General features: G+C 43.3%; 22 protein-coding genes. 12 read left to right on the plus strand and 10 right to left on the minus strand.

The window, feature by feature from the left end:
- Positions 1-9: 9 nt before the first annotated feature.
- Complete coding sequence (locus ACDQ55_RS02475; RefSeq protein ID WP_420979472.1) at positions 10-462, minus strand: hypothetical protein; 453 nt, start codon at positions 460-462, stop codon at positions 10-12.
- A gap of 292 nt (positions 463-754) precedes the next feature.
- Here ACDQ55_RS02475 and ACDQ55_RS02480 point away from each other — a divergent pair, with 292 nt between their 5' ends.
- The 6 genes from ACDQ55_RS02480 (at position 755) to ACDQ55_RS02505 (ending at position 5,790) form a co-directional block, all read left to right on the plus strand.
- Positions 755-1,375 carry an ACP phosphodiesterase gene (locus tag ACDQ55_RS02480; RefSeq protein WP_420979473.1) on the plus strand — a complete coding sequence of 207 codons (621 nt, stop codon included), beginning with the start codon at positions 755-757 and terminating at the stop codon, positions 1,373-1,375.
- 93 nt (positions 1,376-1,468) lie between these two features.
- A complete protein-coding gene (locus ACDQ55_RS02485; RefSeq protein ID WP_420979474.1) occupies positions 1,469-2,074 on the plus strand; it encodes a DUF2911 domain-containing protein in 606 nt (201 codons plus the stop codon).
- Between the two features lie 355 nt (positions 2,075-2,429).
- Entirely contained in the window at positions 2,430-3,569 is a 1,140-nt protein-coding gene (locus ACDQ55_RS02490; protein ID WP_420979475.1) for a cystathionine gamma-synthase, read from the plus strand.
- Positions 3,570-3,714: 145 nt separating this feature from the next.
- The gene (locus ACDQ55_RS02495; protein WP_420979476.1) at positions 3,715-4,488 is read left to right on the plus strand and encodes a TIGR02757 family protein; all 774 of its coding nucleotides are present in this window, start codon (positions 3,715-3,717) and stop codon (positions 4,486-4,488) included.
- Between the two features lie 16 nt (positions 4,489-4,504).
- Positions 4,505-5,446, plus strand: a complete 942-nt coding sequence (locus ACDQ55_RS02500; protein WP_420979478.1) for a DUF6263 family protein — start codon at positions 4,505-4,507, stop codon at positions 5,444-5,446.
- Complete coding sequence (locus ACDQ55_RS02505; protein WP_420979479.1) at positions 5,446-5,790, plus strand: hypothetical protein; 345 nt, start codon at positions 5,446-5,448, stop codon at positions 5,788-5,790. The genes ACDQ55_RS02500 and ACDQ55_RS02505 overlap by 1 nt, the downstream gene beginning before the upstream one ends.
- Before the next feature lie 55 nt (positions 5,791-5,845).
- Here ACDQ55_RS02505 and ACDQ55_RS02510 read toward each other — a convergent pair whose 3' ends face one another.
- Entirely contained in the window at positions 5,846-6,505 is a 660-nt protein-coding gene (locus ACDQ55_RS02510; protein WP_420979480.1) for a sterol desaturase family protein, read from the minus strand.
- A 904-nt stretch (positions 6,506-7,409) separates the two neighbouring features.
- On the opposite strand from ACDQ55_RS02510, the gene ACDQ55_RS02515 reads away from it, so the two are divergent.
- Positions 7,410-8,423, plus strand: a complete 1,014-nt coding sequence (locus ACDQ55_RS02515) for a fumarylacetoacetate hydrolase family protein (RefSeq protein ID WP_420979481.1) — start codon at positions 7,410-7,412, stop codon at positions 8,421-8,423.
- A 1-nt stretch (position 8,424) separates the two neighbouring features.
- Positions 8,425-9,309 (plus strand): flavin reductase family protein, encoded by an 885-nt coding sequence (locus ACDQ55_RS02520; RefSeq protein WP_420979482.1) that lies wholly within the window; start codon positions 8,425-8,427, stop codon positions 9,307-9,309.
- Positions 9,310-9,389: 80 nt separating this feature from the next.
- Here the strand turns inward: ACDQ55_RS02520 and ACDQ55_RS02525 are convergent, their stop codons facing one another.
- The 3 genes from ACDQ55_RS02525 to lysS form a co-directional block, all read right to left on the minus strand.
- Positions 9,390-10,145: a DUF4197 domain-containing protein gene (locus tag ACDQ55_RS02525; RefSeq protein WP_420979483.1), complete on the minus strand. Its 756-nt coding sequence runs from the start codon at positions 10,143-10,145 to the stop codon at positions 9,390-9,392.
- A 38-nt stretch (positions 10,146-10,183) separates the two neighbouring features.
- Complete coding sequence (locus ACDQ55_RS02530) at positions 10,184-11,017, minus strand: universal stress protein (RefSeq protein ID WP_420979484.1); 834 nt, start codon at positions 11,015-11,017, stop codon at positions 10,184-10,186.
- Between the two features lie 235 nt (positions 11,018-11,252).
- Entirely contained in the window at positions 11,253-12,767 is a 1,515-nt protein-coding gene (gene lysS / locus ACDQ55_RS02535) for a lysine--tRNA ligase (RefSeq protein WP_420979485.1), read from the minus strand.
- Positions 12,768-13,061: 294 nt separating this feature from the next.
- On the opposite strand from lysS, the gene ACDQ55_RS02540 reads away from it, so the two are divergent.
- Positions 13,062-15,209, plus strand: a complete 2,148-nt coding sequence (locus ACDQ55_RS02540) for a S9 family peptidase (RefSeq protein WP_420979486.1) — start codon at positions 13,062-13,064, stop codon at positions 15,207-15,209.
- A 665-nt stretch (positions 15,210-15,874) separates the two neighbouring features.
- Here the strand turns inward: ACDQ55_RS02540 and ACDQ55_RS02545 are convergent.
- The 5 genes from ACDQ55_RS02545 to ACDQ55_RS02565 all read right to left on the minus strand — a co-directional run bounded on the left by ACDQ55_RS02545 (position 15,875) and on the right by ACDQ55_RS02565 (position 20,175).
- Positions 15,875-16,213 carry a tRNA-binding protein gene (locus ACDQ55_RS02545; RefSeq protein WP_420979487.1) on the minus strand — a complete coding sequence of 113 codons (339 nt, stop codon included), beginning with the start codon at positions 16,211-16,213 and terminating at the stop codon, positions 15,875-15,877.
- A 58-nt stretch (positions 16,214-16,271) separates the two neighbouring features.
- Positions 16,272-17,258, minus strand: coding sequence for a potassium channel beta subunit family protein (locus ACDQ55_RS02550; protein ID WP_420979488.1), 987 nt, complete (start codon positions 17,256-17,258; stop codon positions 16,272-16,274).
- Positions 17,259-17,485: 227 nt separating this feature from the next.
- Positions 17,486-18,049, minus strand: a complete 564-nt coding sequence (lptC, locus tag ACDQ55_RS02555) for an LPS export ABC transporter periplasmic protein LptC (RefSeq protein WP_420979490.1) — start codon at positions 18,047-18,049, stop codon at positions 17,486-17,488.
- Positions 18,050-18,079: 30 nt separating this feature from the next.
- Complete coding sequence (locus ACDQ55_RS02560) at positions 18,080-19,375, minus strand: hypothetical protein (RefSeq protein WP_420979492.1); 1,296 nt, start codon at positions 19,373-19,375, stop codon at positions 18,080-18,082.
- A gap of 164 nt (positions 19,376-19,539) precedes the next feature.
- The gene (locus tag ACDQ55_RS02565; RefSeq protein WP_420979493.1) at positions 19,540-20,175 is read right to left on the minus strand and encodes an LON peptidase substrate-binding domain-containing protein; all 636 of its coding nucleotides are present in this window, start codon (positions 20,173-20,175) and stop codon (positions 19,540-19,542) included.
- Positions 20,176-20,336: 161 nt separating this feature from the next.
- Between ACDQ55_RS02565 and ACDQ55_RS02570 the strand changes: the two genes are divergently transcribed.
- From ACDQ55_RS02570 to ACDQ55_RS02580, 3 genes are all read left to right on the plus strand, one after another.
- Positions 20,337-21,383, plus strand: coding sequence for a glycosyltransferase family 4 protein (locus tag ACDQ55_RS02570; RefSeq protein WP_420979495.1), 1,047 nt, complete (start codon positions 20,337-20,339; stop codon positions 21,381-21,383).
- A gap of 42 nt (positions 21,384-21,425) precedes the next feature.
- On the plus strand, positions 21,426-22,328 hold the full coding sequence (gene meaB / locus ACDQ55_RS02575; RefSeq protein ID WP_420979496.1) for a methylmalonyl Co-A mutase-associated GTPase MeaB: 903 nt from the start codon (positions 21,426-21,428) through the stop codon (positions 22,326-22,328).
- Positions 22,329-22,560: 232 nt separating this feature from the next.
- Entirely contained in the window at positions 22,561-22,887 is a 327-nt protein-coding gene (locus tag ACDQ55_RS02580; protein ID WP_420979497.1) for a DMT family transporter, read from the plus strand.
- Positions 22,888-22,892 lie beyond the last annotated feature (5 nt).

Below are 22,892 nucleotides of genomic sequence, written 5' to 3' on the forward strand. Positions count from 1 at the left end.
CTACTAAAACTATGCTTTTTTGAGACAGCTATAAGTTTGCATGCTGCCACTCTCATCACTTTTAACAACGGTCCATATGTTGGTGCCTTCCAGGGTAATAAAATAGAGGATATTATCGGAAGAAGCATATTCCACAATGCAGTATACACGTTGACCGGGGTATTTTTTATTGAGCTTAGCCGCCACCTTCAGCGGTAGCTGTTCAGGTTGCAGGTAACGGGAAGTGGCTAACAAGGTGCCGTCTTCCTTAAAGAAAGCAGTTACCTTGGCATTACTCATAGTAAACTTAGCGGTGAACGTATGGTTATCTTCCGTATACCACTTCACATCAGTAGCGCCTGTAAATGTTTCTGTAAACGAATTATAAAGTTTTTTACTTACAGCTGTTTCATAGTTCCTTGCGAAGAGGGTATTAACACTCAGCACTAATATAGCACCTAATAATAAAATAAGTTTTTTCATGGCGGAAAAAATTATATTGAATGAATGATTGGATAGTTTTCTGCTCGAACAATTCAAAACTACTGTGATAATAAGGGGAGAACAAGGGTTACTTTACTAGTGGAAGCACATGAATAGTTGGGGTATCCGCCATTGAACATTCGCCTGGCCAGTAGAGGGCAAATCCATTTTCAGAGTAGCCATAGCCTGACTGTTGGTGCCACTTTGCCAACGTTGCACCGGCGAAAGTTAAGAAAAAGTTAAACTGGATGAGTATCAGTCACTGATATATAGTTGGGGAGATTCCGGGAAGATGAATAATACGTACCTTAATGGCATGAATCACCTGGCCCATGCTTATTTATCTTTCCGGCAACCGGAGCTGGTAACTGGCAACCTCATTGCAGATTTTGTAAAGGGGCGTAAAAACCTGGCTCTTTACAGTCAAGGTATACAGGAAGGAATCCGGATACACCGGGCCATCGACACATTCACCGACCAGCACCCTGTTACCAACAGGGCCAAGCAGTTTTTCCGTTTGTCCTGCGGCCTTTACAGCGGCGTATTTACCGATCTCATATACGATCATTTCCTGGCCACCGACCCAACGCGTTTTACCAACGATTCCTTATATTCATTTGCCCATTACGTTTACCAGGAGATCAACGAGCGCGCCGTATTATTGCCTCCGGCGTTTATGCAAATGTTCCGTTACATGGAGGAGTACGACTGGTTATATAACTATCATACCACCGACGGCACCTTCAAGGCTATCCGGGGCGTAGCACGCAGAGCTCAATACCTTAAAAGCGACAGCCCGCTTATTTTTGCCGTGTTTATGGAGCATTACGATGATTTGCGTACTTGCTACCAAGAATTCTTCCCCCAACTACAAGCACATGTAGAAAGCTTATTGCATCCGGAAAACCGCTAACAGCTTGTTAAAAGCAACCATGCTTCTTTTCTGGTTCCATAAAAAAAAGTAGGTTTGCCGCCAATTGATTTAAAAGAAATAAAGCTTTTCCGGATGATGAAAAAAGTGCTCCTATTTGCCTTTGCAGCAGGCCTACTATCTTTACACGCTATTGCACAGGATAAGAAATTACCACCGCTCGATGCCAGCCCTATGGATATGGCCTATTACCCTGTCATGTATCCCTACGCCGTAAAAGTAAAAGGAGAACCAGGTACGCTAATAGCCAGGGTGATTTACAGCCGGCCACAAACCAAAGGCAGACAAATCTTTGGTAACCTGGAGGAATATGGAAAAATATGGCGGCTGGGCGCCAACGAAGCTACTGAGATTGAATTTTTCAGACCGGTTATCATCGCCGGAAAAAATATCCCGAAAGGCCGTTATACGCTCTATGCTATTCCAACAGAAAAAACATGGACCATCATCCTGAACAAAGACACAGACGTATGGGGCGCCTTTAAATATGATCAGCAAAAAGATGTAGTAAGAACCGCGCTCCCTGTTTTATCGCTCGATACACCAGTAGATGCGTTTACCATGATATTTGAAAAAGGAGACCCAGGAGCTAACCTTATCATCGCCTGGGATAAAGTAAGTGTAAGCTTGCCGATCAAATGGACCGATGCGGTAAGCAACAGTACGGCAAAAAAGAAATAAAAGATCATAACATATTGAGAATAAACGAAAGAGGCGGAAAGCATGTTTTCGCCTCTTTCGTTTTATAGTAAAGTGTGATTATAAAAAGAAAAAGCGGTAAGAATACCGCCTTAAGAATTTTAACCATATCCTATGAAAAACCTAAAACGAATGTAATCTGATTACTTTTAATTGTAGGATGTAAATTGGTGAACGATATAAAAATGTTCGTGAGCGTTATGATTTATACGATCATATTTTAATATTATAATAAAAACGTAAGTATTCCTCCCTGTTCCGGGTACCCTGCCCAATCACAAAAACTAAAGTATATTTGGTAACCGCAGAAATTATTCATTTTAAAAATATTTAAGACATGAAGCTGGGTACCAAACTCATACACGCAGGTGTAGCGCCCGATCCATCCACAGGCGCCATTATGACGCCTATTTTCCAGACCTCTACCTATGTACAGAGCGCCCCGGGGGTACATCAAGGGTATGAATACGCCCGTACCCAGAACCCAACCCGCGACGCCCTGCAAAACGCATTGGCAGCCATAGAGAACGGTACGCATGGCATTTCTTTTGGCAGTGGGATGGCAGCCACCGATAGCGTCATGAAATTATTGAGCCCCGGCGACGAGGTGATCGCCACTAACGATCTGTATGGGGGTACTTACCGCATTTTCACAAAAGTATTTGAGCGCTACGGCATCCGGTTCAAATTTGCAGACATGTCTGATCCCCGCAACATTGAACCCCATATTACCCCACAAACCAAGATGATATGGCTGGAAACCCCTACCAATCCGCTGCTGAAGATCATAGATATCGCCGCCTGCGCACAAATAGCCCGCGCCAGTGAAGTGATACTCTGCGTAGATAATACCTTCGCTTCCCCTTACCTGCAAAATCCGCTGGATCTGGGAGCCGATATTGTACTGCATTCCGCCACCAAGTACCTGGGCGGCCACAGCGATGTAGTACATGGAGCCCTTATCGTGAAAAATGAAGAACTGGCCAAACAGCTATACTTCATCCAGAACAGTTGCGGGGCTGTACCCGGCCCTCAGGATTGCTTCCTGGTACTGCGCGGCATTAAAACTTTACATGTAAGGATGCAACGCCATTGTGAAAACGGGGAAATCATCGCTCATTTCCTGCGCAACCATCCAAAAGTAGATAAGGTATACTGGCCCGGATTTACCGACCATCCTAATCATACCGTAGCCCAACAACAAATGCGGGGCTTCGGCGGCATGATCTCCTTCACACTAAAAGACGATAGTATCGAAGCAGCCAACCGTACCCTCTGCAATACACACCTTTTTTCCCTGGCTGAGTCGCTGGGCGGCGTAGAGTCATTGATTGGCCATCCTGCCAGCATGACCCATGCCTCGATTCCCCGTGAAGAAAGGATCAAAAACGGCCTTGCCGATTCCCTGATCCGGCTAAGCGTTGGCATCGAAGATGCCGGCGATTTAACCGATGATCTAGCAAAAGCGCTTAGTTAAGTAATAGATTTTAATTCTTATCTGTTAAAAATTATCTTTACCAGCGCGTATTGTATTTATTTCCCTGACCATATCCGGTTGGAAATAGCCAATAGCTTCCAGTCGCCTGAAGCTATTGGCTAGCCGGCCATTTGTGACTTAATTTATGAAGATCCAGAAACTAAGGGAATTTTTAGATGCTAAGGCAGCATACTATAATCACCCCGATTTTATTGCAAATGATCCTATTTGCATACCGCACCGGTTCAGCGTATTGCAGGATATTGAGATCTCCGGTCTCTTTGCAGCCATATTGGCCTGGGGAAACCGTACCAGCATTATCAACAAGTGCACCGCACTATTGAAAATGATGGACGATGCTCCGTATGATTTCATCCGTAATCACCAGCCTAAGGACCGTATGAAATTACTTTCTTTCTGCCACCGGACCTTTAACGGACTGGATCTGTTATACTTCGTAGAATTCCTCCAGCATTACTACACCAATGTAACCTCGCTGGAATTTGCCTTTAGTGCGCATATTAAACCCAAAGATGAAAATGTAGAGAAAGCGCTGATTGGATTCAGGAAAGTGTTTTTCGCACTGGAGCATCCCGAAAGAACCGGCAAACACATTGCTACACCTGCAAAAAATTCCGCCTGCAAAAGACTGAATATGTATTTACGCTGGATGGTACGGCACGACGAAAATGGCGTGGATTTTGGTCTTTGGCAACATATATCGCCCGCTCAGCTGGTTTGCCCAATGGATGTACATGTAAGCAGAGTGGCCGCCAGACTGGAGCTAATACCGGAAGCCAAAGCTGATTGGAAAACGGCAACGGCCCTCACCCATCAGCTCAAAAAACTTGACCCCGATGATCCGGCCAAATACGATTTCGCATTGTTCGGACTAGGCGTGATTGAAAAATATGTTTGATCAAATAAAAATAGTAATGAAAAGATTTCTGGGACTGACAACAATGCTGCTCGCTGGCGCTTTTTCTGCTGAAGCACAGGAATATGTAGACCTCAACTATCACTTCAATAAAGGAGAACTCTACGAACTGGAACAAAAAAGCAAAAGTGAAACCTACATGACGGTAAATGAAGTAGTACAACGCACCACCCGCGACTACAACAACCTCATTGCCATAGAAGTTACCGCTGTAGAACCAGGGAAAGCTATTCTCACTTTTCGTTACAAAGACCTGAAATTCAACTTCAACGCTAAAAACCAGAATATCTACGTTGATGCTAAAGTGAGCAATGATAAGGAACCCTTCCAGGCAGGCCTCAAAAAACTGCTGGACCAGCCTTTCTCTGTAGAGCTGCAGTCTTCCGGCATCATCAACAAAGTAGATGGACTTGATAACTTGCTAGACAATGCTGCCAACGCTTTCAGCTCGCTAAAACAAGACGAACAGGAGGCATATAAAAAATTAATGAAAGACCAGTTCGGCACCGCTGCTTTCCAGGGATGGCTGGAACAACTGCTGATCATGTATCCTGCCCACGGCATTAAAACAGGTACCCAGTGGGAAGAAAGCGTGCCTTTACGCGGCGGCTTAGTGGGTAACGTAGACCTATATTGGAACCTGCAAACCTGGGACGCACAAACAGCTAAAATCGGTGGCACTGCCAAAATAAAAACAGACAAAGTGCAAATGCTCACCCTCGACGACGATATTAAAGCGACTGCAGAAATTGGCGGTAATACTACCTCCAACTACCTGATTAACCGCAGCAGTGGATTGCCCAGTATCTGCGTACAAAATACAGACATGTCTGGCGTTTATACCTATAAGGCCAATAAAGCCAAACATATCAAACAAGACCTGAAAGTTCCTGTGAAAGTGGTGACCAACGCTTCCTATAAAATAAAACAAATGAAATAATGACCTCTCTTCCAGCACAATACCTGCAAGAAACAGCCACCTGGACACAGGAACACTTCGACATTAGTGTACCGGCTAATATCAGTTATGAATTACTGGAAGAAATATTGGCTAAAAAACTGGAAATACTGATCAGTGAAAATTTTCAGCAATTTATATTTCTGCTGTACCGCACCGATGTAGCGGAACATAAAGTAAAAGGGATACTTGAAAATGCAGTTACCAGCAAAGAAGATCCCTACCGCTCTATCGCGGCCCTGATCATAGAAAGACAACTGCAGAAGATCATCTCCCGGGCCAACTATAAACAAGATAATTTGCCAGATGATGAAGAAAGATGGTGAATTTTTCCGCTATCGGCTACCCATGTAATAGGTAAACAGATAGCGGAAAAATAAACTACTTAAACATTAATTCCTTCACTTTCTCCTTGTCTTCTTTCTCTTTCTCAAGATTAAAGAACGTACCGAAAATATGGTCCCACAAAGAGGAACTTACACCGAAACCTTTGTCGTCGCTCTTGTAGTGATGCAAATGATGGTTGCGCCATAAAGCCTTCATAAATTTAAATGGCGGGTTCCATGCATGAATAGCATAATGCATGCTACCATAGATCAAATACCCCAACAGAAAACCAGGAAAAAACATGAATGTGATCTGACGCAGGAATATATATTGGGCACCAAAAATAACCGAAGCAAGTATCAAACTTGGTACCGGTGGCATAAACAAACGCTGTTTATCGCGTGGATATTCATGATGGTTGCCATGCATTACATAAACAATCCGTTGTACTTTAGGATTATCGCTGGCTAGATGAAAGATAAAACGATGCATGATGTATTCAAAAAGCGACCAAAAAAGCATGGCTCCAATGAATATAACTGCTACTGTGCCGATGGTAAAACCTAAATAATTGTGGCTATAATAAAGCATATAACCAATGATCGGTAAATACATTCCCCAGATCACTAATGGATGCGTTTTGGTAAGCATCTCTAAATACTGGCTCTCAAATAATCTTGCCTGTCCTTTGTTCTTAATCTTTTCAAACTTCATAACTCCGAAATTTTAGAGTGTAGCTACGGGATATGAATAAAACCTTCCTTATAAACTAAACCTTGGCAGCCCTACCAAAAAATGATACGAAGAATTAACTAGATATGGCCACCTTTGGAAACGCAAAAATACAATGTTCAGATATTATTTTGTTCAGATTATAAGGCTATAAATTATATCTATGTATCACTCATATTACCTATCGTTGTAAACAATCCTGAAATCCCTGCAGACCGGGCTTATACTCCTTCGTTCGCTGCACTTTATATTTGTAAATAATTCCATCTAACTCCTTGAAAAAAGGATAGCTGGCATGTTCATATTCATCATTATTTTGATTCAAAATACCATCGCTGTTAACATAGATATTCGTTGTTAGCATAAATTCGATTTTATATTCAAAGTCAACAATATACGCGGCGCCGGTGAGGACGCCATAAAACCGTCCTATCTTACTAAATACGTATATCCCCGGAAGAATGTTCTGCCAATTTGTTAAAAAAAGAATTTGATAAAGCTATCCGGATACCCCGCCGCGCCATACCTACCCAGTTGGTTTTATAAAGGATACTGCGGCATATACCCGTATAAAAAACGATGAGCAGATTTAGTGATATTAAAATACTGAAAGTCAATACCGTAGCGGGAAACAGCACAGGCTGCAACCTAGCCGGCGGCAGGTGATGCTGCCTGGCAAAGTTTATCAGCAAGAACATCAGCTTATTATCTTTTCATCTTTATCGAGGTAACCGCTACCAATATAAACCTTATGACTGTGATCAAACTGCAGCATACCATAACCTACCAGTTAATTAGCCTGCCGGCAACCTTTAAATTCCTACCCTATAATTTAAATGCCCATGCTTATATTTGACCTCCATACAACCAGAACAACCATTAAAACATGAAACTAGTAAGCTATTTACACGAAGAAGCAGACCAACTGGCCATATTGGTAAACGGATTGCTTTACAATACACAGGAACTGCACCCAGACCTGCCTAACAATATGAGCATGTTCCTGATGATGTGGGAAGACGTGATAGACATTGCCAAACAAGCAGACGCCTTGTTGAAATCAGGCAAACATCCCGGCTCAGCTTCCGGCATTCCGGTATCAAGCGTACAACTGATGGCGCCTGTGCCATCGCCCACTTCCTGCCGCGATGGATATGCTTTCCGTCAGCATGTAGCCGCTGCCCGCCGCAACCGCAAAGTGCCTATGATCCCGGAATTTGATCAATACCCCATCTTCTATTTCACCAACCATAACGCCATACAAGGCCCTGGCAATATCCAATGCATGCCCGACCATTTCCATAAACTGGATTTTGAACTGGAAGTGGCCATCGTGATCTGTAAATTTGGCCGCAATATCTCCGCAGCGGAAGCAGACGACTATATCGGCGGCTTCATGATCATGAACGACATGAGCGCCCGTACCCTGCAAATGGAAGAAATGCTGCTTAACCTCGGACCCGCCAAAGGCAAAGATTTCAGTACTGTAATAGGCCCTATACTGGTAACGCCAGACGAATTAGAGGACCATCTTACCCCCACCCAACCAGGCCATACCGGTAAAAACTACAACCTGAAAATGACCTGTAAAGTAAATGGCATCCAGGTAAGCGAAGGCAATATGAGTGATATGGACTGGACCTTTGCTGAAATCGTAGAACGCTGTGCCTATGGCGCTAATATATTACCCGGCGATGTAATAGGCAGCGGCACAGTAGGCACCGGCTGCTTCCTCGAACTGAACGGTACCGGCAAACTGAATGATCCTGAATATACCGAACAATGGCTGCAGCCAAACGATGTGGTAGAAATGGAAGTAACCGGCCTGGGCACGCTGACTAATACCATTGTTCACGAAGACAGTGATTTCTCTATCCTTGCGCTCAAGAAAAAAGCATAATATGCAGATAGATCCTACGCAGATAAAGACCAGTGAGCTGCATGCTTACCTGCTGGGTGCTGTATCACCCCGCCCAATATGCTTTGCCAGCACCATCGATAAAGATGGACAGCCCAATTTATCACCTTTCAGCTTTTTTAACGTATTCGGCTCCAATCCGCCCACACTGATATTTTCTCCCTCCCGGCGGGTAAGGGATAATACGGTGAAGCATACACTGGAGAATGTATATGCCACTAAGGAAGTGGTGATCAACGTAGTTACCTACAATATGGTGCAACAAGCCTCCTTGGCCAGTTGTGAGTATCCCGCCGGAGTCAGTGAATTTGAAAAGGCCGGATTTACACCAGTAAAATCTGAAAAGGTACAGCCCTTCCGGGTCAAAGAAAGCCCTGTACAGCTGGAATGTGTAGTAAAACAGATCATTGAAACAGGACAGGGTGGGGGCGCCGGCAACCTGGTGATCTGTGAGCCGGTAATGCTGCATATCCAGGAAAACATACTGGATGCCCATGGTAAAATAGACCCGCATAAAATAGACCTCGTAGCCCGCATGGGAGGCGACTATTACTGCCGGGCTTCCGGCAGCGCCGTATTTGAAGTGGCCAAACCTAATACCCAACTCGGCATCGGCGTAGATGCCTTACCGGTAGCCATCCGCCACAGTCGTATTCTTACCGGCAACAACCTGGGACAATTAGGCAACGTACACGAAATGCCCTTTATTGACGCCTCCTTTGAAGATAATCATCTCAAAAATATTATTCAATATTACAGTGTAACACCGGAAGAAATGGAAAATGAACTGCACCGTTACGCCAAACTGCTGCTGGATACCGGTAATGTACACGCCGCCTGGCAAGTATTGCTGGCAGCCAGTTATTAATTAGCAGCAACTAAAAAAATGCAGCGGCGCCTTAGTAAGGCACCGCTGCATTTTTTATTTAGCACCGAATAACTAATCGCTTATTTAGCACCGAATACTTTCTTTAACAGATCAGTAGTTCTGGCAGCCGGATCAGCGCGAATAGCTGTTTCTTCTTTACCGATCTGGTCGAACAAAGCGTTTACTGCTGCTGTAGTTACATAATCCTGCAAATCTGGATTCACCTTACTAGCGGTGGTAGGCAGTTTATTGTAGGAATTTACAATATCTGCATAATAATGGGTAGCGCTGGTGCTATCCAATGTTTTTTTCACTACCGGAGAAAACGCCGCTTTCAGCTGGGTAGTAGTTTTATCTTTAAAATAATCCGTAGCAGAGGTACTGCCACCTTTTACCAGGTTCACCGCATCTGTTAACGTCATTTGCTTGATTGCATCCACAAAAATAGGCGCCGCGGCGCCTACCGCCTGTTCTGCAGAGCGGTTGATTTGCAGGATAGCTTTATCCACCTGACTGCCTAAGCCTATAGCACGCAGCGTATTGCTAATTTTAACAGCATCCGCAGGTAATAACAGCTTATATACATCACTTCCAAAAAAACCATCGGTTTTATTCAATTTCGCAATACCTGCTGATACACCTTTAGACAGCGCTTCCTTGATAGCAGAGCCGGCGTCGGACTGAGTAAGACTGGCAAGAGCAGTAGTGCTGCTACTCTTGGTAGTATCTTTTTTGGCAGTAGATTCCAGTTTCTGGGTAAGCTTCTTCAGTAACTGGGCCTGGGTAACCTGCAGGGAAAAACAGCCCAGCAGTACTAATAATGATCGTTTAAGCATAGTATTTTTTGAACGTTGATATATGGTAAAAATAAAAATTATTCGTGTAATGTCAACAGTGGTATATGGGTTTGGTAAGCCAACCTGGAAGTCCGGCTACGCTTAAAAAGTCCCTCAAACAACCCATGTTTTTTGGGAATAGTAAGAATAAGATCCGCCTGGCTTTCATCTGCAAAATTCATAATTCCTTCCACTACATCGGTGTTATCAATAAAGTGGTATACCGGATTAAATTTTTCCAGCATCGCATCCAGCATCAATGTTTCAAAAGTGGTGTTGGGTGCAAAATTCTTATTTTTATGATCAATATTGATCACCTGTACTTCTGCATTGAAAAGTGTTAACAGCTGTTGTAAATGGTCGATAGGCGTAGTTTCCACCACTTCTTTCAGATCGGTGGCAAAAACGATATTACGTACCGGCTTAAACTTTGCCTGTGGTGGCACAATCAATACGGGGGTAGTAGACACCTTGGCTACATCCACAGTATGGGAGCCTACCAATATTTCTTCCAGCTTGCTGCCACCGGTAATGCCCATTACAATCAGGTCTGCTTCTTCGTTCTTGCTTACGTCTTGTATCGTAGCCGACAGCAAAGTATTATCCGCACGGGTTACCAACGTAACATCCGATGGTACCAGGTCGCTTAGCTCGCTCTTCATCTTCTCCAATCCTTCCAGGCTGGCATCTCTCAGATCGTCGGGGTTCACCATGGGGATCATGGAAGGCATATCCGGAATAGGAACAATCAGCTCATACGCATGATACAATACAATACGGGAAACGCCTATTGTTTTTGCCAGGGAGATAGCGTAAATCGCCGCATTGTAAGCAGTATCGGAAAAATCAGTGGGTACTAAAATCGTTTTCATATGGCTAATTTTTAGATACAATGATTAAATACCGGTATATGATTGCTTATGAAAAATTGATGCCACTTTCTGGCCAACCAACATAATTTCTTTTTCCGGACGTACTGATTACGTTGATCTCCCTGATTTTGTTTGGATATAAAGATGATTTTAAAAAAATAGCGAAAACAGCTACGTTTATCCGCATCCGTTTTCGCTACAATACTTATTAAAATTAAGGAAAAACTATTTATACCTATACTTTCTGTTCTGGCTTCATCTGTGGGAAGAACAGTACGTCCTGTATAGATGGTTGATTGGTCATGAGCATGGTTAAGCGATCTATTCCAATACCGATACCGGAAGTAGGCGGCATGCCATATTCCAGTGCGCGTAAGAAATCGTAATCAATATACATTGCCTCATCATCGCCACGTTCCATCAGTTTCACTTGTTCTTCGAACCTTTCACGCTGATCGATAGGATCATTTAATTCGCTATAGGCGTTGGCAATTTCCTTACCATTGGCCATCAGCTCAAAACGTTCTACCAGGCCAGCTTTACTACGGTGTTTTTTAGTAAGCGGGCTCATTTCTACCGGATAGTCGGTGATGAAAGTAGGCTGGATATAATGACCTTCGCATTTCTCTCCAAATATCTCATCAATCAGTTTAGCCTTACCAAATTTCGCATCTACGTGTATGCCCAACTGTTCGCACACTTCGCGGAGCGCTGCTTCTTCCATATTGGCAATATCGAAACCGGTGTGCTCCTTGATGGCATCGTACATACTTACCCGGCGGAATGGTGCTTTAAAGTCGATGCTCTGATCACCCACCTGTACCACTGTTGTGCCATGCAGGGTAATCGCCACTTTTTCCAACAGGGCTTCCGTGGTACGCATCATCCATTCGTAGTCTTTATAAGCCGCGTACATTTCCATCACCGTAAATTCGGGGTTATGGGTACGGTCCATACCTTCGTTACGGAAGTCTTTCGCAAACTCGTATACTCCTTCAAAACCGCCTACAATCAGGCGTTTCAGGTATAACTCGTTAGCAATACGCAAGTACAGTGGAATATCCAGCGCATTGTGGTGCGTAGTAAACGGACGGGCGGTAGCACCACCGGGAATAGGCTGTAGAATGGGGGTTTCTACCTCCAGATAGCCCAGGTTGTTATAAAAATCCCGGATGGTTTGCATGATTTTGGTGCGCTTAATGAACACCTCTTTCACTTCCGGATTAATCACCAGGTCCACATAACGCTGACGGTATTTAAATTCCGGATCGGTAACTTCATCAAATACTTCTCCTTCCTTGGCCTTTACTACAGGCAAGGGACGGAGGGATTTAGACAAAATGGTGATTTCTTTCGCATGAACAGAAGTTTCACCGGTTTTGGTAATGAAAGCATACCCTTTCACACCAATTATATCGCTGATATCCAATAGTTTCTTGAATACAACGTCGTACAGTGTTTTGTCTTCGCCAGGGCAGATATCATCCCTGCGGATATATACCTGTATACGGCCTACGCTGTCCTGTATCACGGCAAATGCCGCTTTACCCATATCACGAACACTCATGATACGACCAGCCAGGCATACTTCCTGGAATTGTTCTTTTGTTGCTTCCGAATAATTGGTTTTTATGTTCACGGAAGTATCATTCACCGGGTATTCTGCTGCAGGGTAGGGGTCTATACCTAATTTATGCAGCTCTTCTAATTTTTCCCGGCGTATAATCTCTTGCTCAGATAATTGTGTCATGAAGTAAGTTGTAAATACACTAAATGGAGTGCAAAAATAGTAAAAAGGGCTGTAAGACTACAGCCCTCTTATTTTTTGACCATATCCTATGAAAACCAGCTTAAAGGTAACTGCTTCCACTGCTATTTACAGGCTAGTTTAGCAGACGCAGGGAAATCTTCCGTAAATGGCGGCAGGTAGCATACAGGCGGCAGAAAAAGCTAAACGCTAGCAGCTTTGCAGACTTATGCTTATTTTCGCCCGCTAGGGTTACAAGCCCTGCACAGCAAACAAATCACCTGACAGATATTCATTATGAGAAGCGAACAATGGTTTAAGCCAACCACCATCAGCGTAGTAGCATTGCTATTGCTGACAGCTCCCTGCCTCCAGGCGCAACAAAAACAGGACTTTACCTTTGAACAAGCATTTAAAGGCAAAACGCCCCACATCACCCAACCACTTCCCCAGATCCGGGAATGGGCCGATGAAGAACATTACCTGGAAATGCGCACTGGGAATGATGGCCATCTCCAGGCCTGGAAAGTAGATGCCCGCACCGGCAAAGCCACTATTTATACTGCTCCGGTAGATGGCCCCAGCGTGGAAATAAAGGAGAAAGACGTATTCTATAAAGCAGCCGATGGCAGCAGCATCCGCTTAACTAACGATGCCGCCGAAGAAAAAAATCCTACTCTCTCGCCCGACGGGAAGTATGTAGCCTTTACTCGCAATAACGATCTCTACAGTGTAGAGGTAGCCACCAAAAGGGAGACCCGTTATACCAACGACGGATCAGACGTGGTTTACAATGGTTGGGCCAGCTGGGTGTACTATGAAGAGATACTGGGTCGCCCTACGCACTACCGGGCCTTCTGGTGGAGCCCCGACAGCCGCAGGATCGCCTATATGCACTTCAACGACAGCAAAGTGCCTGTATTCCCTATCTATAGCGAAAAAGGCCAACACGGCTACCTGGAAAACACCCGCTATCCCAAAGCCGGCGACCCTAATCCCGCTGTTAAGCTCGGCGTGGTACCTGTTACTGGCGGCGCCACTGTTTGGGCAGATTTCAATGAAAACGACGACCAATACTTTGGCACCCCTTTCTGGACAGATGATAGCCAGCAACTGTGGATACAGTGGATGAACCGCGGACAGGACAACCTGAAAATATACAGCATCCAACCACAAAGCGGCGCCAAAAAAGAGATCTACGACGAGAAACAAAAAACCTGGATCGATTGGTTTGATGCCGTGCCTTTCCTGAAAAACAATCAGGGCTTCCTGCTACAGAGCGATAAAACCGGCTGGTCACATTTATACCTGTACAACATGGATGGCTCCCTGAAAAAACAACTGACCTCCGGCAACTGGACCGTAAAAGAAGTACAGTATATCGATGATAAAAACCAGGAAGTGTACTTCACTGCCAGAAAAGAGGCCTCTACCCGATTCGACCTATATAAAGTAAGCATGAAAAACGGCGCCATTACCCGGCTTACCCACGGAGATTATAACAATGTTATCAAGCTTGCTCCAGGCGGTAAATACTTCATTACCACCTACTCCAATCTGCAAACACCCGCTAAAATGGCGCTGGCAGATAATAACGGAAAGGTGATCCGCGAGTTGGGCGATAGCCGTGGAAGTGAATTTGACCAGTATAATGTAGCACAAACAGCACTAAAAACATATACCACCCGCGACGGGCTGGTATTACCGCTTACCATCACCATGCCACTGCATATGGAAGCCGGCAAAAAATACCCTATCCTTATCAGCATCTACGGCGGGCCTAACGCTGGTACAGTATACGATACCTGGAAATTTACCAATGTACAACAATGGTGGGCACAGGAAGGCGTAATACAGGTAGCTATCGATAACCGCAGCAGCGGCCAGTTAGGTAAGATGGGAATGAACTACATCCACCGCCAGTTGGGCATCCATGAAATAGAAGATTATATAGATGCAGCCAAATGGCTCCGGTCGCAGCCTTGGGCCGACAGCAGTAAGATCTGCATGACCGGCGGCAGCTTCGGCGGCTATATGACCTGCATGGCCCTTACCTATGGCGCAGATGTATTTAACTTCGGAATGGCCAATTTTGCCGTAACCGACTGGCAGCTGTACGACAGCCATTACACCGAACGCTATATGGATACGCCGGCCGAAAACCCAGAAGGATATAAAGCTACTACTGTAATGACATATGCCGACAAGTACAAGGGGCTGATCCGCATTACACATGGCACCATGGACGATAATGTACACCTGCAAAACTGTATTCAGCTGGTAGACAAATTGGAAAATCTGAATAAGCACTTCGAACTAATGCTCTATCCTGGCGAACGCCACGGATGGGGTGGTTTAAAGAACGTTCATTCTACCGGGGAATCTTACCGGTTCATTTATCATAATTTACTGGGCCAACCCTATCCTCAGCAATTCCAGCAATAAATTTCAAAGGCAATAGCCAATACGGCTTGATAAACAGCTTACGCTTGGTAACTGTTTGTCAAGCCGTAAATTTTTTATGTAAGAAATGGAAAATAAAAAGAAAAGGGAGGAAATATGGCTAGTCTAGAAAAAGAAACAGGGCTGCAAGACTACAGCCCCGAAAAATTTTAACCATATCTTTATTGAAAAACCTACATCAAAGGTGAAAGATTTTTATGAATCCTGCCAACCCATTCTAGTGAATGATGTAATTTATCCGGTAAACGTATTAAAAGAGAAGGTGAACGTATTAGGCCTTCAAACACTTCATGATAAGATAAAATATGATTTTATTTATACAATTAGTTGATTATCAATAAAAACAATGTTTAAACATCTATTTTAGCCGGATGGCGCTGCTTTAATGGGGATATTAAATAAAAAAAGGGTGGTAAGAATACCGCCCTTGTAATAATTTTAACCATATCCTATGAAAAACCTATAACAAAGATATACCGGGGAATTTAGCCTGAGGCTTCATTTCCGTGAACGATATATTATTGTTCGTAAACAGATGATAATGGTTAATGTCTTGTTATATTATTATTATAATAATATTATTAAATATTAGTATTTATTATATTTATTATTTATAATTAGATGATATATAACATATTATGTATTTATCACGCAATACGCTGCCCATTTATAACGGTCTTATCTGGTTGCAACAGCGTAACTTCTTTATGATCGCCTACTACACCCAGCACAAGGCATTCAGACATGAAATTAGCAATCTGTTTAGGTGGGAAATTTACCACTGCTACGATCTGCTTTCCTATTAACTCCTCTTTCTGATATAGTTTAGTGATTTGTGCAGATGATTTTTTAATACCCAGTTCCGGACCAAAATCGATAACCAGCTGATAAGAAGGATTACGCGCCTGAGGAAAATCGTTTGCTTCCAGAATAGTACCTGCTCTTATTTCTACTTTTTCAAAATCCGGCCAATTGATAATTTCCATACTTGCTTTGCTTTCATTTCATCTAATATAACAAACGCCGGCCTGAAATGCAAGCTTTTTAAAAGGGATCTTGTTCTGGAGCAGTTCCCATAATCAGGTCTATCTCTTCCATTACATCTAATGTGAGAGCAGGATAGCAGCCAATGGCCTTCAAGTTTTCCATCAACTGCGCCTCTTTGGTAGCGCCCAGAATGGCGGTAGTTACATTTGGATTGCGAATGCACCAGGCGATGGAGAGGGTAGCCAGGGAGGTATTCAATTGCTGGGCTACTTTCTCTAACCGCTTTACTTTTTCAATTTTTTCCTGGGCCAGGGTTTTGTCTTTTAACCATTCAAAACCTTCCAATCCCAAACGGGAGCCTTCCGGTATGCCACTATTGTATTTACCAGTAAGCAATCCTGAAGCCAGCGGGCTCCAGATGGTAGTACCTAATCCAATGTCCCTGAATATGTTGAGATATTCTTTCTCAATTTTATCCCGATTAAAAAGATTATACTCCGGTTGTTCCATTGCAGGACCTATTAAATGATTTTCCCTGGCTACCATATGCGCTTCCATAATTGCCTGTGCACTCCATTCTGAAGTGCCCCAGTACAATATCTTGCCCTGTTGCAGCAGGATATTCATGGTCCAAACCACTTCTTCTACAGGCGTATCCTTATCTGGCCGGTGACAGAAATAAAGATCCAGGTAATCCAACTGGAAACGTTGCAATGCTTCGTGGCAGGCTTCTGTAATATGCTTACGGCTTAGTCCCATCTGATTGGGCTTTTTATCTTTATATGCGCCAAAAAACACCTTGCTGGAAACCACATAGGAACTGCGCTGCCAATTTTTCTTTTTCAATATCCTCCCCATCATTTTCTCTGATTCACCCAACGCATAGGCTTCTGCGTTATCAAAGAAATTAATGCCATCATCGTAAGCAATGCCCATCAACCGATCTACTAAAGTATCATCGATCTGCTTGAAGAAAGTTACCCAACTACCAAAAGCAAGCACGCTAAGTTGCAGGCCTGTCCGCCCTAATCTTCTATACTCCATTATTTCGAGGTTTATGTAGTGATAAGATGAAATAACAACAGGATAGAAATGATAACAATGATCTTATCTAAATGTTATAAAAGAACACAGATAGTAGATAATAATTATAAACTGGCATAATTATTGGTCCTTGTCATCCTAAATTTTAGGTTAAAAAATAGGTTAAAGCGAAAGAACCCCACCTCTGCAGGTGGGGTTCTTTCGTATATAAATTTACGTTAGGTAGATTAATTGATAGCAGTGCTGTCTTGCATGGTAATAGGGCCGCTTACCTTTAATATCTTTTTCTCAGAGAAATCTTCATTGGCTTCCAGTCCCCAACCGTGTAAAGAGTCGGTAGGTGTTTTTATAAATACCTCTTTCGTAGAATAAAAGATCCTTTTCTTCGGGTCCCAATTCAATTCATTAGTGGTTAACTGTTCTCCTTTCTTGTTCATTACCACCACACTGTCGGACAGATATACATAATTTTCGTTCGGCTGTTCTTCGATGTACTTACCCTTTTTAGCCACGAGCGTGCTTTCCAGGCCCAGGGTATCATTGTACATGAACACTTTAACACCGTTATTGAATAGGGTAGTTGGCGGCTTATCCAACGTACGCTCCATGGTAGGGGCCATCATTTTGGCATTTACCCGGCCACCCTGACTGTAAATCACTACAATATCTTCGCCGTGTTCTGTGGCAGCTTTATTAGAATTCAGATCCATTACAGTTTGTATATCGTTTTCGCAACCACAAACGGCAATAGCCATTATAAAAAATAAGATGGTACTTCTGATCATCGGCATAATGCTGTGAAGATACGGAAAGCTTTCAGGCTATTCGTATTTACGTTTAATAAACCATTTATCGCTCAGCGTAAAGCCTAAAGACACACGGTATACATTTTCTTTGAGCACTGTTTCATTGTTACCACGGTGAGCCACTTCAAATGCCACGTTGATCAGGCTATATTGGTTGGAATACGGCATACGGCGTACGGGTAACCCCGCACCCACTGTAAATCCCAAGATAGGCATATCTTTTCCGTTCAATTTCAGGTAATCGAGCCCGTAGTAAGCACCAAAACGGTATGCCACCCGGTTCCAATAACCGTTCAAGGCCATAGCATTGGGTACAAACTGTCCGCCTACAGATAATTTCCAGGAATTCTGCAGCGAGTCTTTACTGCCGAAGTTCCGGTAGTTTTCCCACTGGGTAGTGTTAAAATCTATCCCTACCGACCATTTATCGTATTTACGGAGCATAATACCACCGCCAAAATCGGCAGGATATACTACTGTTCCCCTTGCGCTTTTAGTATAAGAAACGGTATCCTGGTTAGTATAGGTATTGGAAGCCGCATCGTACAACAAGGTTTCATACAATGTTTCCTGTCTTGCCTTCATATCCTGCTGGAAACTTCCGGTAGCACCAAAGGTAAGGTCCATATCAGTATTTATCTTGGCCCTGTACTGCACCCCCAGCTTGTAGAAAAAGCTGTTATAGGTGGTCTGGAACATCCGGTGGGAAGGATAAATATTGGGATCAGGGAAAATTAAACGGGTATTGTTTTCCACATTACCAAAGAGGTATCCGAGATTAGCACCTATGCTAAAATTGCCGAAACGCACACCCGTTCCTACATATAACTGGTAAAGTCCGCCACTACCTTCATAGCGGTTGATCAGCGGATATTTGGTAGTATCGAAGAAGGTACCATTAGTACCGGTTTGCACATTATAAGAAACCCTGGTTACCGGGCGTAATCCAAGATTGAGCCCCCACTTATTTTTGATAATTGGCACACCCAGTTGCAAGTAAGAAAGCGTACCGAATGCTGAACTGAATTTGGCCCCGTTTTCTGTAATGCTCCTAGCCCCACCTTCTACGCCTACGTCGAAAGTAGTAAGCAACAAGCTGGAATAACTGGCAGGGTTGATAAAGTTAACGGATTGCGGATCGCTATAAGCCTGGGAAACACCTCCCATACCACGGTTTACCGTGTTTTGGTTGTTGTTCAGATCTCCTAATCCGTAGCGGGAATATGGTGAATTGTCCTGAGCGATTGCTTTATTTGCCAGCAGGAAACAGGCTCCCAAAAGGCAAAGCATACTAACTTTTGTCCAATGCATTTAAATACAGAATTGAGTTTAAACCCTTATTACAGTGGGAATATGGGTTTGCAAATATCTATTTTTTAAAGCGGGAAGCAAAAAAAACCAAAAAACCACCTGTTAAATGCACGTTAAAGTTCCGGCACTAATATCTGAAGATATGCTACTATAAAGGATTTACCTTACAAATTATCTGTAGAAAGATTCCTGAAATGACCGTTTAACATCACCCGTTCCTTGAGCCGCTCCATTTCCGCCATCATAGGAATAACCTTATTCAGGTGCCGCTTCAAATATTCCAGCCGTTGCGATTCATAAAACAACTGCAACAGTTCATATTCCTCTTCCAGCGATAAACCGGCATGATGCGCCAGATCGTAGGAAACAAGTTTGCTGTCTTCTTTCCTGAAAGATTTATGGATCTGCAAAAAAGTATGCAGCTCTCTTATACCATGCAACACTTCCTTCAATAGCTTGGCAGGTGGTTTACCATTATTATCCGGATAATTAACAATAGCGCCGCTATACATTTTCCCTGGGATCTCTTCTACCTGTTCTAATATCCTGAATACACTGTCTCCTACCGTGATAATATCCATCTCTCCATTATCGTATACCTTTTCTACATGTTTTATCTGCATCAATATTCCATATTCCATTATTTTGTTATTTATTACTACAGGAATACCGAATGGCTTATTTTCGGATAAACAATTAGCAATCAGCTGTTTATAACGAGGTTCGAAAACATGCAAATTCAATTGTTCTCCTGGGTATACAACAATGCCGAGCGGAAATATGGAAATAAAATTTGTCATCAGTAATAATACTAAAAATTAGGCTGGTAAACAATATACGAATGGGGTAGGAAATTCCCAAAAGCGTACTTCGTACATTTATCCGATTTTCGTAAAAACTTATAATATCTTCGCTTAGACATTTAGCTATATTTGGATATATCCTATAAATCTTTTTAGTTATGCCAAGATTCGTGCTGGACTGTGAAAGAATGAAATATCCCAACACAGGTCTGTATACCTATTGCAAGGAACTTGGCAAGGCAATGACTAATCATCTTGCTCCTTCGGAAGAGCTTTATTTTTATCTGCCTGCCCAAAGGGATGCTTCTTTTGAACAACATCCACATTATGATCAAAAACAATGGCATAAACTGTGGGTGCCTTTTAAAAAGAATATACACATATGGCATACCACCCACCAGTTTTCAGGTTATTTTCCCGGGTCTGATAAATTTAAGCGGGTACTCACTATACATGACCTGAATTTCTTATATGCCAATACGAACCGTTTCTGGAGGCAGCGGCTTTTATCTGGCATGCAGCGGCTGATCAATAAAGCCGACCACCTGGTCACAATATCCCATTACGTAAAAAATGACGTGCTGCGTCACCTCAATACCGGCAACAAGCCCATTAGTGTTATTTATAACGGCTGTGATGTAACAGAGTTCCCTTCGTTCTCCAGCCCTATTTACCACCCGGAACGGCCTTTTCTATTTTCTATTGGCACTATATTACCTAAAAAGAATTTTCACGTTATCCCTGCCTTGTTAAAGGGCACGGATTATGAATTGGTGCTGGCCGGTAATGTAAATACTTCTTACCAAAGGCAAATATTACAGGAAGCTGCGCAACAAGGGGTATATAACCAAGTGAAGATACTGGGGCCTATTAATGATGAGCATAAATACTGGTACCTTAAAAACTGTGCGGCCTTTGTATTTCCATCTATCGCAGAAGGCTTTGGTATACCGGTAATAGAAGCTATGCATTATGGTAAACCCGTATTCTTGTCTAACAAAACCAGTTTACCGGAAATTGGGGGCTCTTACGCCTATTACTTCAACAACTTTGAACCAGCGCACATGCGAACGGTATTTACCGAGGGAATGGCCGCCTATGCTACCACCCAGCCAGCCGATGCAATCCGGCAACATGCCAGGAGCTTTTGTTGGTCGGATATTGCCCGGCAATACCTTGAAATTTACCGCTCTCTGATCGCTTAAAGCAGGATACACTTATTTTTGTTCCTAAAACAACCGTAGCAGATGTACCAGCAGTATTTATCGGAATTGTTAAATGGAAGTATCCGGTCGCTGGCCCGTTGCATTTCTATTGTTGAAAATGAAGCAACTGGCTACGAACAACTGCTGGAGCAATTACCATCTGGCTCTCCCACCAAAGTAGTGGGTATTACGGGGCCGCCGGGCGCCGGCAAAAGCACCCTGGTAAATGCCTTAATCGGACAACTGCTGCTACAACAGAAAAGTATTGCCATCATTGCCGTTGACCCTTCTTCCCCGTTTAATTTTGGCGCCTTGTTGGGCGATAGGATACGGATGAGCGAACATTTTAACCATCCCAAAGTATTTATCCGCTCTATGGCCAGCAGGGGGGCACTGGGCGGTTTAAGCCCTAAAATCATGGAAGTGAGCGACCTCATGCGTGCTGCCCACTTCGACTACCTCTTCATAGAAACAGTAGGGGTAGGGCAAAGTGAAGTGGAAATTGCCGGCATAGCAGACACTACTGTAGTAGTAGTAGTACCGGAAGCAGGCGATGAGATACAAACAATGAAAGCAGGCCTGATGGAAATTGCCGACATTTTTATTGTAAATAAAGCCGACCGCGAAAGTGCCGACAGCTTCGTGAAGAACCTACGGCTATTAGCACATAGCAAACAACAAAATGATTGGGAAATCCCAGTGATCAAATCGGTAGCTACCCAACAGGAGGGAATACACGAAATTATAGACGCAATATCCCGGCACGATAAAATAGCCTCCCATCAACCGCAAAAACAGGTATTCCTATTGGCAGAAAAAGCCTGGCAACTGATCCAGCACCGGCGTATGAAAGATATTACCAAACTACAATTACAACAGGAAATACAACAACTAACAACACAACGTACGTTTAATCTTTACCGTTATATCAGTACAAAAAGCTAATTCCCTGTTACCGGATCAAAAACTATAGCATCTGCAGCGCACACACATTAGCAAGCAAATATAGCCCTCAAAAACCGGTTAATTTTTTTGTTACCTTCGTGGCATGCGTTTTCATTCATTTGGCATATCAATCACCTACGCAGTCTTTAACTACGGTCTCTGATACCACAGGGATTGGGTATTTCCAGCCCATTTTTAGCCTTACTTATTTTTACATTTTAAATTCAATTTTATGCCTTGGTTATTCCTTGTCATTGGCGGATTATTTGAAATAGGTTTTACTATTTCATTAAAGTATTCTGAAAACTTCTCGAAACTCTGGCCTTCTATCAGTTTTTTTGCTTGTATCAGCTTAAGCTTTCTTTTTCTTAATAAAGCCATCAATAGCGGGCTACCTATAGGCACTTCGTATGCGGTATGGACCGGTATCGGCGCTGCAGGCACCGCTATTGCAGGGATGATTTTCTTTAAGGAACCAGCTGCTTTCTGGCGGATTTTTTTCCTTATTCTGCTGATTGGCTCAATTGCGGGGCTCAAATTTGTATCCAGCCACAATTAATAACG

It is taken from the genome of Chitinophaga sp. 30R24 (assembly GCF_049056765.1).
Taxonomy (GTDB): domain Bacteria; phylum Bacteroidota; class Bacteroidia; order Chitinophagales; family Chitinophagaceae; genus Chitinophaga.

Bases quoted from the DNA above. Each gene is read 5' to 3' on its own strand.
- ACDQ55_RS02480 (WP_420979473.1), top strand. From the start codon at position 755: ATGAATAATACGTACCTTAATGGCATGAATCACCTGGCCCATGCTTAT.
- ACDQ55_RS02475 (WP_420979472.1), bottom strand. From the start codon at position 462: ATGAAAAAACTTATTTTATTATTAGGTGCTATATTAGTGCTGAGTGTT.
- ACDQ55_RS02550 (WP_420979488.1), bottom strand. From the start codon at position 17,258: ATGGAGTATAGAAGATTAGGGCGGACAGGCCTGCAACTTAGCGTGCTT.
- ACDQ55_RS02505 (WP_420979479.1), top strand. From the start codon at position 5,446: ATGACCTCTCTTCCAGCACAATACCTGCAAGAAACAGCCACCTGGACA.
- lysS (WP_420979485.1), bottom strand. From the start codon at position 12,767: ATGACACAATTATCTGAGCAAGAGATTATACGCCGGGAAAAATTAGAA.
- ACDQ55_RS02490 (WP_420979475.1), top strand. From the start codon at position 2,430: ATGAAGCTGGGTACCAAACTCATACACGCAGGTGTAGCGCCCGATCCA.
- ACDQ55_RS02495 (WP_420979476.1), top strand. From the start codon at position 3,715: ATGAAGATCCAGAAACTAAGGGAATTTTTAGATGCTAAGGCAGCATAC.
- lptC (WP_420979490.1), bottom strand. From the start codon at position 18,049: ATGCCGATGATCAGAAGTACCATCTTATTTTTTATAATGGCTATTGCC.
- ACDQ55_RS02570 (WP_420979495.1), top strand. From the start codon at position 20,337: ATGCCAAGATTCGTGCTGGACTGTGAAAGAATGAAATATCCCAACACA.
- ACDQ55_RS02485 (WP_420979474.1), top strand. From the start codon at position 1,469: ATGATGAAAAAAGTGCTCCTATTTGCCTTTGCAGCAGGCCTACTATCT.
- ACDQ55_RS02520 (WP_420979482.1), top strand. From the start codon at position 8,425: ATGCAGATAGATCCTACGCAGATAAAGACCAGTGAGCTGCATGCTTAC.
- ACDQ55_RS02545 (WP_420979487.1), bottom strand. From the start codon at position 16,213: ATGGAAATTATCAATTGGCCGGATTTTGAAAAAGTAGAAATAAGAGCA.
- ACDQ55_RS02530 (WP_420979484.1), bottom strand. From the start codon at position 11,017: ATGAAAACGATTTTAGTACCCACTGATTTTTCCGATACTGCTTACAAT.
- ACDQ55_RS02565 (WP_420979493.1), bottom strand. From the start codon at position 20,175: ATGACAAATTTTATTTCCATATTTCCGCTCGGCATTGTTGTATACCCA.
- ACDQ55_RS02500 (WP_420979478.1), top strand. From the start codon at position 4,505: ATGAAAAGATTTCTGGGACTGACAACAATGCTGCTCGCTGGCGCTTTT.
- meaB (WP_420979496.1), top strand. From the start codon at position 21,426: ATGTACCAGCAGTATTTATCGGAATTGTTAAATGGAAGTATCCGGTCG.
- ACDQ55_RS02560 (WP_420979492.1), bottom strand. From the start codon at position 19,375: ATGCATTGGACAAAAGTTAGTATGCTTTGCCTTTTGGGAGCCTGTTTC.
- ACDQ55_RS02540 (WP_420979486.1), top strand. From the start codon at position 13,062: ATGAGAAGCGAACAATGGTTTAAGCCAACCACCATCAGCGTAGTAGCA.
- ACDQ55_RS02510 (WP_420979480.1), bottom strand. From the start codon at position 6,505: ATGAAGTTTGAAAAGATTAAGAACAAAGGACAGGCAAGATTATTTGAG.
- ACDQ55_RS02515 (WP_420979481.1), top strand. From the start codon at position 7,410: ATGAAACTAGTAAGCTATTTACACGAAGAAGCAGACCAACTGGCCATA.
- ACDQ55_RS02525 (WP_420979483.1), bottom strand. From the start codon at position 10,145: ATGCTTAAACGATCATTATTAGTACTGCTGGGCTGTTTTTCCCTGCAG.
- ACDQ55_RS02580 (WP_420979497.1), top strand. From the start codon at position 22,561: ATGCCTTGGTTATTCCTTGTCATTGGCGGATTATTTGAAATAGGTTTT.